The organism is Candidatus Planktophila sulfonica (assembly GCF_002288065.1).
GTDB lineage: Bacteria > Actinomycetota > Actinomycetes > Nanopelagicales > Nanopelagicaceae > Planktophila > Planktophila sulfonica.
In genome coordinates this window covers 1,233,143-1,247,386 of sequence record NZ_CP016773.1, presented here as the reverse complement: position 1 = coordinate 1,247,386, position 14,244 = coordinate 1,233,143, and the positions used below count along the sequence as shown (strand labels likewise).

Sequence of the window (14,244 nt, the reverse complement as noted above, 5' to 3'; positions counted from 1 at the left end):
AAGCTGGCTTGGAGTGAATCGGGTTATCCACAGTTTAAGAATGCGGCGATATAACCATTTCGATCAATATTTTCCGGCTATTAGTAATTAGGAGTGTAGGGCGGGGATCGATCAATTATCGTGCCAAGGAGATATTCCTCTGTCTCCTGAAAGAGATTTATCAGGGCCTTTACATTCAGTTCCCAATTTTTTGTAAGTTGCGTCTCCATATGAATTATGTAGGTGAGCCCGTGGTCTAGAGAGAAGTGGCTAAAGCCAATTTCTTCATTGATGGTGTACTCAATTTGGTAGATTCCAAATGCGATCGACATCCACTTGTTCTCCAGAAGGTAATTCGCCCTTGGTGCGTAACGTTGCCCTTCTGCAAAGCTATTGAAATCACCTTGGCCAATCTCGTAGACGGAGCTGGCAAAGTTATCTACGATTTTCTCGAACCCGAATTTGTACGGAAGTCGACGCATTCTCTGGCGAAGTACTCTCCTGAGAGAATGTCTTCTAAAAGTTCCAATATTCAAGTTATTCCAGGAATCTGCATCGAAGTCATTGGGAATTTCAAAATACGAACCAACACCAATTTGTTGTAGCAATTCATGCTTTGATGAACCCTTTTTCCGCTTAAATATTTTCATCTCAGGAACTAAGCGAAAAGGTCTGATTACCCGCAGTAGTTCTAGTTACCCTCAGTCACCGGGCATAAAACGAGCGGAGGATGAGGGATTTGAACCCTCGATAGGTTTCCCTATACACGCTTTCCAAGCGTGCGCACTCGGCCGCTATGCGAATCCTCCAGCGCTAAGGCGCGAGCCTCAACGCCCCAAGGGTAGCGGTGCTCGAAGTCAGCGTTGACACATAAGATTGGGGCAGATCTCCGGTGCGACGTCACCGTGCTGAACTCCCCCAGGGTAGGAATACAGCAAGGGTAGGTACGCTCTGGCGGGTGCACCGGAGGTCCCTAGAAAACTAGTAAAGAAGTGAATAAGTAAGTCTCGGTCAATTAGAAGTGAATTGAATCGCGGCCTTAACGAGAGTAGATAAAGATGTCGTTAGCGTTATATCGAAAGTATCGCCCCTCTGTATTTGCAGATGTCATCGGGCAAGAACATGTCACTGTTCCTTTATCTAACGCGCTTGAATCAGGCAAAACACATCACGCATATCTCTTTAGCGGCCCACGTGGTTGTGGCAAGACATCAAGTGCTCGCATTATGGCGCGTTCACTTAACTGCGAAAAAGGCCCAACACCTACTCCATGTGGTGAGTGCCAGTCATGTAAAGATCTCGTTGCAAATGGTCCAGGTTCTATCGATGTCATTGAACTCGATGCTGCGACGCACGGTTTAGTTGATGATGCGCGCGATCTTCGCGACAAAGCATTCTTCGCACCAGTTCAGAGCAAGTACAAGATTTACATAATCGATGAAGCTCATCAGCTTGGGCCGGGCGCTGCAAATGCGCTATTGAAAGTTGTTGAAGAACCACCTGCACACGTCATCTTTATCTTTGCTACAACTGAACCTGAAAAGTTGATTTCAACTATTCGTTCTCGTACACATCACTACCCATTCCGTTTAGTTCCACCCGGCACACTTGCAACGCATCTTGAAAAGGTCTGCGAATCCGAAGGCGTAAAAGTAGCTAAGGGCGTTATTCCACTTGTAGTCCGTGCATCTGGCGGATCAGTGCGCGATGCACTCTCTGTTCTTGGTCAGCTTCTTGCAGGTGCAGGAAAAGATGGCGTCAGCTACGAAATTGCTATTCAACTTCTTGGTTTCACTGATGGCGCACTTCTTGATGATGCGATGGATGCAATCTCTGCGCGCGATGGTGCAACGCTATTTAAGACTGTTGATCGCGTTATCGAATCAGGACACGACCCGCGTCGCTTCACACAAGATTTACTCGAACGACTTCGTGACTTGATGATCGTTGATGCACTTGAAGCAACCAATGCCAACAGCATCTTGCGCGAACTTCCGGATGATCAACTCGAACGCATGCGCGTTCAGGCGCAGAACATCGGACAAGCTTCTCTTTCACGTGCAGCAGACATTGCAGCTGAAGGCCTCACCCAGATGCGCGGTGCAACAGCGCCACGTTTGATTCTCGAACTCATCTGCGGCCGCATCCTTCTTCCAATCGGCGACTCCTCAGAATCCGGCATGCTCGCCCGCATCGAACGTTTGGAGCGGGTCGAAAATATTGTTACGCCTACTTCTCGAATCGTTGAGCCGTCGAGTAACTCGCTTCGCTCACATACTCTCCTTACTCAAGATTCTTCGAAGCCAGCCGCAGCAAATGTTGATCCCGCGGACTATGTGAGTCCAGTAACTGCTGAAGCAACGCGAGAAGTTCCTGTGAAAGTGGCGAAGGAAGTTGGTGGAGCAGAGGTTGGGCGCGAAGCAACCAGCTCTGCGAGCCAAGCTTCCGAGACACCTCAGTCGGCGTCGCCGAAGAAAATAGACAGTATCGATGTCGCTGGGCTTCGTCGTTTGTGGCCTGACGTGATTGAGAATGTAAAGAAGCGCCGACGCTTAACCTGGTCACTGCTTTCAGCGAGTGCACAGATTCTGGGCGTCGACGAGAAAATAATTACGATCGGAATCGTCAACGCAGGTGCACGCGATTCTTTCGTGCGAAGTGAATCAGAAGAGATTCTGCGCCAAGCATTTATCGAAGTTGTTGGCCTTGATCGTAAGATTGAAGTCACCGTCGACCCAAGTATCGATACAACCTCAACTCCTGAAGCACGCGCTGTTCGCACATCAGAAGCGCCAACAGATCCAACTCAACTTTCAGGTGCAGCACTGCTTGCTGCAGAACTCGGTGCAACAGTCATTAGCGAAACGAACCACGACTAATGTCTACCGGAATGTATGAAGGTGCGATTCAAGATCTCATTGATGCTTTAGGTCGCCTGCCTGGAATCGGACCAAAGTCCGCACAACGTATTGCTTTCCATATTCTGCAATCAGATTCTGAAATCGCAGCTAACCTTGTTGAAGCAGTTCGCACCGTTAAGGAACGCGTGAAGTTCTGTACTCAATGCGGCAATGTCTCTGAAGAAACAGAATGTCGCATCTGTCGTGACCCACGTCGAGATGGCACGAAGATTTGTGTTGTTGAAGAGAGTAAAGATGTCATTGCAATCGAGCGCACTCGCGAATTCCGCGGGAAGTATCACGTGCTCGGTGGAGCAATCAGCCCTATCGATGGAATCGGTCCTGATCAGCTTCGCATTCGCGAATTAATGCAGCGCCTTGCAGATTCAACAATTACCGAAATCATCTTGGCGACTGATCCAAACCTTGAGGGCGAAGCGACTGCGACCTACTTGGCTCGCCTCATTAAGCCGATGGGTATCAACGTTTCACGCCTTGCATCAGGACTTCCTGTAGGCGGAGATCTTGAATATGCAGATGAAGTTACGCTCGGACGAGCATTCGAGGGTCGAACCAACCTTTAGTCTCACTATGTGGGCGATAAGCCGTCTCATATATTAAGAATTTCCCTTAATCGGGTAGCGCGAGTATTCAGAGTGCTTCACTATTGAGCCATGGGTCTCATTGTTCAGAAGTTTGGTGGTTCCTCAGTCGCTGATGCCGAGGGGCTCAAGCGCGTTGCCGCACGCATCGTTGCAACAAAGAAGGCGGGCAATCAGGTCGTCGTAGTGGTCAGCGCCATGGGCGATACCACCGATGAATTGATCGATCTCGCCAACCAAGTCAGCCCGATTCCACCAGGGCGCGAACTCGATATGTTGCTTACAGCGGGCGAGCGAATTTCTATGGCTCTTCTTGCAATTGCAATTAACAATCTTGGATTCGAAGCGCTCTCTTTCACCGGTTCACAAGCTGGAGTCATTACAGATTCAACTCACGGTAAGGCGCGCATCATCGATGTAACACCGGGTCGTATTCGCGAGGCTATTGATGCAGGTTCAATTGCAATCGTTGCTGGCTTCCAAGGAATTTCGCAAGATACAAATGACATTACAACTCTTGGTCGCGGCGGTTCCGATACAACTGCAGTTGCGCTCGCTGCCGCACTCGAAGCAGATGTCTGCGAAATCTATACAGATGTCGATGGAATCTTCTCTGCAGATCCGCGTGCAATTCCTGCAGCTCGCAAATTAAAGACCGTTACTTATGAAGAGATGCTCGAACTCGCAGCAGCGGGTGCAAAAGTTCTTCACTTGCGTTGCGTCGAATATGCGCGACGTTTCAAGTTACCGATTCACGTACGTTCATCTTTTTCACCACTAGAAGGAACATGGGTAGTTGAGAACCACCCAGAAGGAGGCACCATGGAGCAAGCAATCATCGCCGGAGTCGCACACGATAAGTCAGAGGCGAAGGTAACTATCGTCGGTGTACCTGACCGCACTGGCGTTGCTGCGCGCATCTTCCAAGCGCTTGCTGATAACGACCTCAACATCGACATGATTGTGCAGAACGTATCTGCAGCAGCGACAGGTCTTACCGATATCTCATTCACTTTGCCAAAGGCAGATGGCGCCGAAGCGACAACTGTTCTTAAGAAGATTCAAGGTGAAGTTGGTTTCGCATCAATTCAATATGACGACACAATCGGAAAGCTCTCACTTGTTGGCGCAGGAATGCGTTCACACCCAGGTGTGACAGCTACCTTCTTTGCTGCAATGGCTGAAGCGGGTGTGAATATTGAAATGATTTCAACATCAGAAATTCGCATCTCTGTCATTGTCCGCGAGGGCGATCTCGAGCGCGCAGCACAAGCAGCACATACAGCTTTCGGCCTTGATTCAGATCAGAACGAGGCAGTCGTATACGGAGGAACAGGTCGATGACAAAGAAGACAACAAAGCCAGTTAAGAAAGCTAAAGCTGCAAAGAAACTTCCTTCGCTTGCAGTAGTCGGTGCAACCGGCGCTGTTGGAACTGTCATGCTCGATATCTTGAGCAAGCGTAAGAATGTCTACGGCGAAATTCGTTTGATTGCGTCCGCTCGCAGTGCAGGCAAGAAGTTGATGTGCCGCGGTGAAGAACTCACAGTCGTTGCACTTTCACCAGAAGCTTTCGATGGCATCGATATCGCAATGTTCGACGTTCCAGATGAGATTTCTGCAGAGTGGGCACCAATTGCTGCAAAGCGTGGCGCTGTTGTCGTCGATAACTCAGGTGCATTCCGTATGGATAAGAAAGTCCCATTGGTCGTCCCTGAAGTAAATCCAAAAGACATTAAGAAGCGTCCAAAGGGAATTATCTCTAATCCAAACTGCACAACTCTTTCCATGATTGTTGCAATGGGCGCACTCGATAAGAAGTTCGGTCTCAAGGAACTTGTTGTTTCTTCGTACCAAGCAGCGTCAGGTGCAGGACAGCCTGGAATTGATGCACTTCATGATCAGATTTCAAAGGTCGCTGGAAAGAACCTTGGTTCAGTTGCAAAAGATCTTCGTGGAGTAATCACAGACCTTGGCCCATTCCCAGCACCCCTTGCAATGAACGTTGTCCCATGGGCAGGTTCACTCAAAGAAGCTGGTTACTCATCTGAAGAACTCAAAGTTCGCAATGAATCTCGCAAGATTCTAGGAATGCCAAAGCTCAAAGTTTCTGCAACATGTGTTCGTGTGCCAGTGATTACAACTCACTCACTGACAGTGCATGCAACATTCTCAAAGGTTGTTACACGTAAGGCTGCTCAATCTGCACTTAAGAAGGCAGAAGGCGTAATGCTTTATGACAACCCAGAGAAGAAGGAGTTCCCAACTCCAGCAGATGTAGTCGGAACTGATCCAACATGGGTTGGTCGCGTCCGCCAGTCTTTGGATAATCCAAAGGCAATCGACCTCTTTGTCTGTGGAGATAACTTGCGCAAGGGTGCAGCGTTAAATACTGCACAAATTGCGGAACTCGTTGCTGCTGAATTCAGCAAGTAATCGCAACTAGACTGCACCCATGACAATCGTTGTCGCGGGCGGAACTGGTCTTGCGGGCTCTGCAATCGTGCGGGCCTATCAGGCAACTGGCGCCGATGTCATCGCACTCAACCGCTCAGTCGTAGATCTCCTTGATCGCGATGCCACCACGGCATATCTCAAGAAGACCAAGCCTTCTCTTGTTGTCGATGCTGCTGCCAAGGTGGGCGGAATCGGTGCGAACAACGCATTTCCAGTCGAGTTCCTTTCAGACAATGTGCGCATTCAGAGCAATCTCATGGAGGCAGCTCATGCTGCCGATGTAGAAAAGTTCATCTTCTTGGGTTCAAGCTGTATCTATCCACGCGATTGCGCGCAACCAATTAAAGAAGAGTATTTGCTTACGGGCCCTCTTGAAGAGACCAACTCTGCCTATGCGATTGCAAAGATTGCCGGCATCGAACTCATTAAATCGTTCCGTAAAGAGTATGGCCGCACTTGGATTTCCTTGATGCCAACAAATCTCTATGGCCCTAATGACAACTTTGAACTTCAGGGCTCACATGTTCTGCCTGCATTTATCCGTCGCTTTGTTGAAGCAGCTGAAAAGAAAGTAGCGACTGAAACCTTATGGGGGACAGGTTCACCAAAGCGAGAATTTCTTCACGTCGATGATCTGGCAGCAGCTGTTGTTCATCTTGGTTCGAATTACAACTCATCTGATCACATCAATATTGGAACTGGTGAAGATCTGACAATTAAGGCACTTGCCGAGCTTGTCGCTGAATTAGCTGGATTTGAGGGAGAAATTGCATGGGATTCATCAAAACCTGATGGGACTCCACGCAAGGTTCTTGATGTTTCGAAGGCTAAATCGCTAGGTTGGGCACCGAAGATTTCTTTAAGTGATGGAATTGCATCAACTATCGCTTGGTATAAAGATGCATCTGCAAAGGGAGTAGCGAGACGATGAGTAGAAAAGTTGCACTAATTACTGGTGTTACAGGTCAAGATGGTTCATACCTTGCAGAGTTCTTGCTCGCAAAGGGTTATGAAGTACACGGCCTGATCCGTCGTTCTTCAACATTTAATACTTCACGTATCGATCACATCTACCAAGACCCACACGATAAGAATCCAAAGCTCTTCCTGCACTATGGCGACCTTATTGACGGAGTTGGACTTACCAACCTCATCCGCGAAATCAAGCCAACTGAGGTCTACAACCTTGGTGCACAATCACACGTTCAAGTTTCATTCACAATGCCTCAGTACACAGGTCAAGTTGATGCTGTCGGCGCTGTTGGTCTTCTTGAAGCAATTCGTTCAGCAGATCTTGATATTCGTTTTTATCAGGCGTCAACATCAGAACTCTTTGGTTCAACTCCACCACCGCAGAATGAAACTTCTGTATTTCGCCCACAGTCACCATATGCAGCTGCAAAGTTGATGGCTTACTGGTGCACCGTTAACTACCGCGATGGTTATGGCCTGCATGCAACAAACGGAATTCTCTTTAACCACGAATCTCCACGCCGCGGTGAAACTTTCGTAACTCGCAAAATCACACGCGCAGTAGCTGCAATCAAGGCAGGCAAACAAGACAAGCTATTCCTTGGAAACCTTGATGCAGTTCGCGACTGGGGTTATGCAAAAGAGTATGTCGAATCAATGTGGTTGATGCTTCAGCAAGATAAGCCATCTGATTACGTTGTTGCCACTGGCGTTGGTGCGACAGTAAAAGACTTTGCAGAAGCAGCGTTTTCACGCGCAGGACTTAACTGGCAAGACCATGTTGAGACAGATAAAAAGTACATCCGTCCTACAGAAGTTGATGCACTTATCGGAGATCCGTCAAAGGCTGAACAAGCACTTGGCTGGAAAGCTAAGACTCATTGGAAAGAGCTTGCAGAACTTATGGTTGATGCCGATATTGAGGCGTTGAAGAAGTAGCTAAAAAGCTGCAGTGAGCGTCACCAGAGAAACTTCTGGTGGGCTGGCAACTCTAATTCTTGAGAACGGTCCTGTACCCATACCTGCTGAAACGTTGAGCAAAGGTTCACCTTTGACAACAGTTAATCCGCGAGCACGCCAATTCGGTAGATCGCAATTAGTTGTCAGCGCCTTTGATCCACCGGGCCATGGAAGTCGCACCTGTCCACCATGTGTGTGGCCAGCAAAGATTGCATCGAGGTGATCTTTCTTCATTCCTTCGATAATTCTTAAGTAAGGCGCATGCGTTACTCCGATTGCTACGTGGCACTTTCCTGCTTCACCGGCAACGAGTGAGTAATCATCAAATTCAAGGTGGGCATCATCGGTTCCGCGAGCCTCAATAACAGTTTTATTGATTGTGATCGTTGTGCGTGATGTATTGAGGTTCTTCCAACCACGGGCTTGTAAGCCTGCATCAAGTTCTTGCCATGGAAGTTCAGGACCATGAACGCGCTTGCCGTGATTCGGCAGTAGGTACTTCAAAGGATTCTTCGGAACAGGTTCGTAGTAATCATTGGAGCCAAAGACAAAGAGTCCAGGGATATCAAGCAGTGCATCGAGTGCATCAAGAGCTACAGGCACTGCGTTCTTATGTGCCAAGAAATCTCCGGTGCTGATTACAAGATCAGGCTTCAGCGAAATAAATGACTTGATATCTGCAATCTCTTTTTTACGTGCAGGAGTTAAGTGCAGGTCAGAGAAGTGCAGGATGCGGATATCGTCGTGGCCAGGAGGCAAGATAGGCATCTCGGCCTCGCGGAGTACGTAGCTCATGTGCAACAAGATACAGGGCTGTGAGAAGATGAGCACATGACCTTAAAAGAGACACTTAAGAGCGACCTCACCGAAGCAATTCGCAGCAGTGACAAAGTTGTATCAGGCACCATCCGCATGGTTCTGACTGCAATCACCAATGAAGAAGTTTCAGGAAAAGAAGCGCGCGTTTTAACTGATGAGGAAATCATCACTGTGCTCTCACGAGAAGCGAAGAAGCGTCGCGAAGCAGCGGAAGAGTTTGCTAAGGCAGGCCGTGAAGAAAAGGCAGCTGAAGAGAAAGCAGAAGGCGAAGTAATCGCTAAGTATTTGCCTGCACAACTTTCAGAAGATGACATCAAGGCACTGATTGCTGCTGCAGTTGCATCAACCGGTGCTGCAGGACCTGCCGATATGGGCAAGGTCATGGGCGCTATCAAGCCACAGATTGCAGGAAAGGCAGATGGATCACTCGTTTCATCTCTCGTTAAAGCCGCTCTAGCCGGAGGAAATTAATATGAAGTTTGAATACGCAACCGTTCCACTTCTCTCACATGCAACAAAGCAGATTCTTGATACTTGGGGTTCAGATGGATGGGAACTCGTCACCGTTATTCCGGCACCAGGCGGCGAACAACTCGTTGCATATATGAAGCGTGAGGTTAAGTAATGACTGATGTTCGCGCAAAGCTCGCTGAAAAGGGCTTAGTACTTCCAGTTTCATCAAAGCCGCTAGCTGCATATGTTCCTGCAGTTCGTACCGGCAATATCGTCTTTACTGCTGGCCAACTTCCTATGGTTGATGGCGCAATCGCAAAGACTGGAAAAGTCGGCGCAGATGTAACAGTTGAAGAGGCTTACGAACTCGCAAAGATCTGTGCGCTTAACGCACTCTCTGCAGTTGAACTCGTTGCTCCAGTAGATTCAATCGTCAAGGTTGTTCGCATCGTCTGTTATGTAAACGGTGCACCAGGGTTTATCTCTCAGCCAGCAGTTGCAAATGGAGCATCAGAGCTCTTTATGCATATCTGGGGAGACGCTGGAGTTGCTGCACGAAGTGCACTTGGTGTTGCTGAACTTCCTCTTAACTCACCTGTCGAAGTTGAACTGACAGTCGAGGTTAAGTAATTCCTTTTAAGGAATTACTTCCCGCGCTTTTCGAGGCGCTCAATATCTGTAATTAATACAGCGCGACCATCGAGCTTGAGCCATCCGCGACCTGCAAAATCAGCGAGAGCTTTATTTACAGTTTCGCGTGATGCGCCAACAAGTTGAGCAAGCTCTTCTTGCGTAAGGTCGTGGTGAACAAAGAGACCGTCATCAGTCTTCTTGCCAAAGCGAGTTCCAAGATCCATGAGCGCCTTAGCAACGCGGCCAGGAACATCTGAAAATACGAGATCGCCCACTGCTTCATTTGTGCGACGTAGGCGCTGAGCAAGACGAGCCAAAAGATGAAGTGAAACTTCTGGATTTCCCTTAAGCCAAGGAATTAACTTCTCGTGGCTAAGAGATAGAAGCTTTGCATCGGTAACTGCTGTTGCAGTTGAAGTACGTGGGCCTGGATCGAAGAGTGAAAGTTCGCCGAACATTTCACCGGGTCCGAGAATTGAGAGAAGGTTTTCGCGTCCATCGCCGCTGGAAGTTCCAAGCTTGAGCTTTCCTTCGAGGATTACGTAGACGTGCTCGCCTTCATCGCCTTCTTTGAAGAGAATTCCGCCCTTGCTGATCTTTACTGAATCCATTGAGGTGCGCAGAGACGCCGCTTGCGCATCGTCAAGGGCGGTAAAGAGAGGGGCGCGTCTTACGACTTCATCTTCTTGAGGCACGTCGGTAGTTTACTCGTATGGCCGTCGATAGCGAAACTCGAAGAGAAGCAAGGGCTATCTATCGAATTTTGACCAAGGCCTACCCCGATATTCGCTGTGAGCTAGATTTTAAGAATCCTCTCGAACTCCTCGTTGCAGTTGTGCTTTCAGCACAGTGCACAGATAAGAGAGTTAACGCCATTACGCCTGCGCTCTTTAAGAAGTATAAGAAGCCAAAAGATTATGCAAAGGCGCCCCTTGCGGAGATCGAAGAATTTATTTTCTCAGCTGGTTTCCATCATGTGAAAGCACGCCATCTCAAAGGTATCGGAATTAAGTTAGTTGAAGAATTTGATGATCATGTGCCTGCAACTCTTGAAGAGTTAATTACTTTGCCCGGAGTTGGCCGTAAAACTGCAAATGTAGTTTTAGGACATGCCTTTGATATTCCAGGAATTACAGTCGATACGCACTTCGGACGACTCTCTCGCCGTTTCGAATGGTCCAAATCAATGGATCCTGTAAAAGTTGAACATGAAGTCGGAAAACTCATTCCGCAGAAAGAGTGGACCAATCTCTCGCAGCGAATGATTTGGCATGGCCGTCGCATCTGTCATTCACGTAAACCTGCATGTGGCGCCTGTCCTCTCGCAAAGATCTGTCCTTCGGTAGGCATCGGTGAGATGGATAAAGAGAAAGCCAAGCTGCTTGTGAAGACAGATAAGGATTTCCGATGAAGAAATTCTTAGCGACTTTCCTTTCGGTCGCCACACTTACGAGTTGTTCACTTACCGAACCAATTCCGGTGAAAGGCGAAGTTGTTTCATGCGAATCAATTCGGGTAAGCCCAAGTACTGATGCGCCACTTGAATGTCTTGGTGGGGGCGAAGGGGCTGCAGTCAGTGCAATTCGCGGTCCAGCGATAGTCAATGTGTGGGGAACGTGGTGCAAGCCTTGCCGCCAGGAACTTCCACACCTTGCGCATTACTTGGCTCAACATCCAAAGGGCGCGAAGGTGATTGGTATTGCAGTAGAAGAGAAGAGCCCTGCAGTAGTTAAGAAGTTTGTAGAAACCCATGGCATTACGTGGCCGATTCTCTATGACGCAGATGGATCCACCCGTGAAACTTTTGGCATGGGCGTGCCTGTTACTTGGTTTATCGATTCTTCGGGCAGAGTTGCCTATAAGAAGTTCGGTCCATTTAAATCTCTTGAGGAAATTGAAATGGCGACAATTAAGTACTTAGGAGTGAAATGATCTTTGATGTAATTGTTGCGCTGATCTTTGTTGGAGCACTTTTCAATGGATATAAAAATGGGCTTCTGACAACGATTCTTCGCACTGCCTTCTTTATCGCTGGCGGAGTTGCTGCGATGTACTTCGTTGTGAAATATGACCAGAGCGGCTGGCTCATCGTGGCAATTATTTTTGGTGCATATGCAGCAGCTTGGGTTGGAACACAGTTAGCGAAGACCTTGAAGCTCACCTTGATTCGCGGGCCACTGCGTCTGATCGATTCCGCATTGGGCGCAGTACTTGAAGTAGGAAAGTACGTTCTTCTCTTCTACGTGATCGGAACAATTCTGTTGTGGGCGCCATGGAGCGCAGGACAGAATGCAGTCTCTGAAAGCGAGTTCTACCTCCAGGTGAATAAACATGCACCCGGAGTCATTGCAGATATTCGCCGCGAAGTGGAAAAGGCGCTCTCTAATCCTCGTCTTTAGAAGATTTCAAACCTTCTGAAATCAGCTTCATCACATTCGGATCTGCCAAAGTAGTTGCATCGCCCACTGCGCGGTTTTCGGCAACATCTTTCAGCAATCTACGCATGATCTTGCCGCTTCGGGTCTTAGGTAGCTCGTTTACAACCATGATTTGGCGCGGCTTTGCGATTGCGCCAATCTCTTTAGCCACATGGTTACGAAGTTCTTTGATCAAAACATCGCCATCTGCATGTTCAACGCCACCGCGCAAAATTACGAAAGCAACAATTCCTTGACCGGTAAGTGGATCAGCTGCTCCAACTACGGCAGCTTCTGCAACAGCTTCATGAGAAACAAGCGCTGATTCAACTTCGGTTGTTGAAATACGGTGACCTGAAACGTTCATGACATCATCAACGCGACCCATCAACCAGATTGCGCCATCTTCATCGAGTTTTGCACCATCTCCTGCGAAGTAAATTCCAGGAAAGCGCGACCAATAAGTCTCTTTGTAGCGTTCATCTTCGCCCCACACGCCGCGCAACATTGATGGCCAAGGTTGATCAAGAATAAGGAATCCACCATGTCCATTTGGAACAGGAACGCCTTTATCGTCGACGACCTTTGCACTGATTCCAGGAATTGGTTTCATCGCAGATCCTGGCTTTGTAGCAGTGACACCGGGCAGGGGTGAAATCATGATTGCGCCCGTTTCTGTCTGCCACCATGTGTCAACGATTGGGCAATTGCCTCCACCAATAACGTGGCGATACCAGATCCACGCTTCAGGGTTAATTGGTTCTCCAACGGAGCCAAGAAGTCGAAGTGATGAGAGATTAAATTGATTTGGAAATTCATCTCCCCACTTCATCCATGTGCGAATCAGTGTTGGAGCTGTATACAAAATTGTGACGCCATACTTTTCGATGATCTCGAACATGCGTCCTTTATGCGGAGTATCAGGTGTGCCTTCGTAGATAACTTGAGTTGCGCCGTTAATAAGCGGGCCGTAAACCATGTATGAGTGGCCAGTAATCCAGCCAACATCTGCAGTACACCAGTACACATCTGTCTTTGGTTTGATGTCGAAGACGACCTTATGTGTGTAAGCGACCTGCGTTAAATAACCAGCCGTTGTGTGGAAAATTCCCTTTGGTTTCGCCGTTGTACCTGATGTGTACAAGATAAAGAGTGGGTGCTCGCTATCGAAGTATTCGGGGGTATGTGTTGAGTGCTGTGGATCAACAACATCGTGCCACCACAAGTCGCGACCTTCGACCCAGGCAGTTTCTTGACCGGTGCGCTGCACAACAAGTACTTGCGCAACGTTTGTTTCGCCCTTGAGCGCTTCATCGACTGCAGGCTTGAGCGCAAATGCAGCGCCCTTTCTAAACCCACCATCTGCAGTGATTACCAACTTCGCATCTGCATCTTGAATTCTTGAAAGAAGAGCGTCTGCAGAGAATCCACCAAATACAACAGAGTGAATTGCACCGATACGGGCACAGGCAAGCATTGCGACCACTGCTTCAGGAATAAGCGGCATATAAATCGCAACGCGATCGCCAGCATTTATTCCGATCGAAGTCAGTGCATTTGCTGCCTTGCTGACATCGGTAAGGAGTTGTGCATAAGAAATTGTGCGCGTATCTCCTGGCTCACCTTCAAAGTGAAAAGCGATTCTGCCGCCGTGACCTTCAGTAACGTGACGATCTAGCGCTGAAACTGTTGTATTGAGTTTTCCGCCGACAAACCACTTTGCATATGGTGATTCCCACTCGAGGGTCTTATCCCACTTCTTCTCCCAGATCAGCGCTTCAGCTTGTTGATCCCAGAAAGCTAAACGATCTTTATCTGCTTCACCGTAAAGACCTGCTTGCGCATTTGCTTGTGCAGTGAATTCAGGAGAAGGCGCAAAGGTGCGGCTCTCTGTGGAGAGATTCTCAATCGAGTCAGAAGTCATGTAGGTGAGATTACCGCCCACTCTGATTTATCAACAGTGATTGATTTTGTTCATTTGTTCATTTCGATTTCTGCAGATACTTCGCGCCTTGAAATAGGAAAATATGAAAGGAGAGAGATGACAATCGCA

16 protein-coding genes, 1 tRNA gene and 1 other RNA gene are annotated in these 14,244 nt (G+C 48.3%); 13 read left to right on the top strand and 5 right to left on the bottom strand.

Annotation, left to right across the window (positions count from 1 at the left end; translation table 11 throughout):
* Positions 1 to 80: 80 nt before the first annotated feature.
* Together A1sIA56_RS06420 and A1sIA56_RS06415 are read right to left on the bottom strand one after the other, a co-directional pair.
* Positions 81 to 629, bottom strand: coding sequence for a hypothetical protein (locus tag A1sIA56_RS06420; RefSeq protein WP_095674063.1), 549 nt, complete (start codon positions 627 to 629; stop codon positions 81 to 83).
* 74 nt (positions 630 to 703) lie between these two features.
* A tRNA-Ser gene (locus tag A1sIA56_RS06415) sits at positions 704 to 788 on the bottom strand.
* A gap of 72 nt (positions 789 to 860) precedes the next feature.
* Between A1sIA56_RS06415 and ffs the strand changes: the two genes are divergently transcribed.
* The 7 genes from ffs (at position 861) to gmd (ending at position 7,848) form a co-directional block, all read left to right on the top strand.
* An RNA gene (ffs, locus tag A1sIA56_RS06410) (signal recognition particle sRNA small type) lies at positions 861 to 957 on the top strand.
* Positions 958 to 1,037: 80 nt separating this feature from the next.
* Positions 1,038 to 2,858: a DNA polymerase III subunit gamma and tau gene (locus A1sIA56_RS06405; protein WP_095674062.1), complete on the top strand. Its 1,821-nt coding sequence runs from the start codon at positions 1,038 to 1,040 to the stop codon at positions 2,856 to 2,858.
* Positions 2,859 to 2,869: 11 nt separating this feature from the next.
* Positions 2,870 to 3,463: a recombination mediator RecR gene (recR, locus tag A1sIA56_RS06400; protein WP_095674208.1), complete on the top strand. Its 594-nt coding sequence runs from the start codon at positions 2,870 to 2,872 to the stop codon at positions 3,461 to 3,463.
* Between the two features lie 90 nt (positions 3,464 to 3,553).
* Positions 3,554 to 4,825 carry an aspartate kinase gene (locus A1sIA56_RS06395; RefSeq protein WP_095674061.1) on the top strand — a complete coding sequence of 424 codons (1,272 nt, stop codon included), beginning with the start codon at positions 3,554 to 3,556 and terminating at the stop codon, positions 4,823 to 4,825.
* Positions 4,822 to 5,916 (top strand): aspartate-semialdehyde dehydrogenase, encoded by a 1,095-nt coding sequence (locus tag A1sIA56_RS06390; protein WP_095674060.1) that lies wholly within the window; start codon positions 4,822 to 4,824, stop codon positions 5,914 to 5,916. Before A1sIA56_RS06395 ends, A1sIA56_RS06390 begins: the two co-directional genes overlap by 4 nt.
* Before the next feature lie 19 nt (positions 5,917 to 5,935).
* Positions 5,936 to 6,868 carry a GDP-L-fucose synthase family protein gene (locus A1sIA56_RS06385; protein WP_095674059.1) on the top strand — a complete coding sequence of 311 codons (933 nt, stop codon included), beginning with the start codon at positions 5,936 to 5,938 and terminating at the stop codon, positions 6,866 to 6,868.
* Positions 6,865 to 7,848, top strand: coding sequence for a GDP-mannose 4,6-dehydratase (gmd, locus tag A1sIA56_RS06380; protein WP_095674058.1), 984 nt, complete (start codon positions 6,865 to 6,867; stop codon positions 7,846 to 7,848). The genes A1sIA56_RS06385 and gmd overlap by 4 nt, the downstream gene beginning before the upstream one ends.
* Here gmd and A1sIA56_RS06375 read toward each other — a convergent pair whose 3' ends face one another.
* Positions 7,849 to 8,670, bottom strand: coding sequence for a metallophosphoesterase (locus A1sIA56_RS06375; protein ID WP_095674207.1), 822 nt, complete (start codon positions 8,668 to 8,670; stop codon positions 7,849 to 7,851).
* A 30-nt stretch (positions 8,671 to 8,700) separates the two neighbouring features.
* Between A1sIA56_RS06375 and A1sIA56_RS06370 the strand changes: the two genes are divergently transcribed.
* The 3 genes from A1sIA56_RS06370 to A1sIA56_RS06365 are packed head-to-tail and all read left to right on the top strand — an operon-like array spanning position 8,701 to position 9,771.
* Positions 8,701 to 9,159 carry a GatB/YqeY domain-containing protein gene (locus A1sIA56_RS06370; RefSeq protein WP_095674057.1) on the top strand — a complete coding sequence of 153 codons (459 nt, stop codon included), beginning with the start codon at positions 8,701 to 8,703 and terminating at the stop codon, positions 9,157 to 9,159.
* Position 9,160: 1 nt separating this feature from the next.
* Positions 9,161 to 9,313, top strand: a complete 153-nt coding sequence (locus A1sIA56_RS06965; RefSeq protein ID WP_017954825.1) for a Sp36 family protein — start codon at positions 9,161 to 9,163, stop codon at positions 9,311 to 9,313.
* The gene (locus A1sIA56_RS06365) at positions 9,313 to 9,771 is read left to right on the top strand and encodes a RidA family protein (RefSeq protein ID WP_095674056.1); all 459 of its coding nucleotides are present in this window, start codon (positions 9,313 to 9,315) and stop codon (positions 9,769 to 9,771) included. The genes A1sIA56_RS06965 and A1sIA56_RS06365 overlap by 1 nt, the downstream gene beginning before the upstream one ends.
* 14 nt (positions 9,772 to 9,785) lie before the next feature.
* Here A1sIA56_RS06365 and A1sIA56_RS06360 read toward each other — a convergent pair whose 3' ends face one another.
* Complete coding sequence (locus A1sIA56_RS06360; RefSeq protein WP_095674055.1) at positions 9,786 to 10,469, bottom strand: Crp/Fnr family transcriptional regulator; 684 nt, start codon at positions 10,467 to 10,469, stop codon at positions 9,786 to 9,788.
* A gap of 17 nt (positions 10,470 to 10,486) precedes the next feature.
* Here A1sIA56_RS06360 and nth point away from each other — a divergent pair, with 17 nt between their 5' ends.
* From nth to A1sIA56_RS06345, 3 genes are read left to right on the top strand one after another with little or no spacing between them, the layout of a single operon-like run.
* A complete protein-coding gene (nth, locus tag A1sIA56_RS06355) occupies positions 10,487 to 11,185 on the top strand; it encodes an endonuclease III (RefSeq protein ID WP_095674054.1) in 699 nt (232 codons plus the stop codon).
* Positions 11,182 to 11,706 carry a TlpA disulfide reductase family protein gene (locus A1sIA56_RS06350; RefSeq protein ID WP_095674053.1) on the top strand — a complete coding sequence of 175 codons (525 nt, stop codon included), beginning with the start codon at positions 11,182 to 11,184 and terminating at the stop codon, positions 11,704 to 11,706. Before nth ends, A1sIA56_RS06350 begins: the two co-directional genes overlap by 4 nt.
* Entirely contained in the window at positions 11,703 to 12,173 is a 471-nt protein-coding gene (locus A1sIA56_RS06345; RefSeq protein WP_095674052.1) for a CvpA family protein, read from the top strand. Before A1sIA56_RS06350 ends, A1sIA56_RS06345 begins: the two co-directional genes overlap by 4 nt.
* Here the strand turns inward: A1sIA56_RS06345 and acs are convergent.
* Positions 12,157 to 14,115 carry an acetate--CoA ligase gene (gene acs / locus A1sIA56_RS06340; RefSeq protein ID WP_095674051.1) on the bottom strand — a complete coding sequence of 653 codons (1,959 nt, stop codon included), beginning with the start codon at positions 14,113 to 14,115 and terminating at the stop codon, positions 12,157 to 12,159. The two genes, A1sIA56_RS06345 and acs, sit on opposite strands and share 17 nt — an antisense overlap.
* Positions 14,116 to 14,244: the final 129 nt, after the last annotated feature.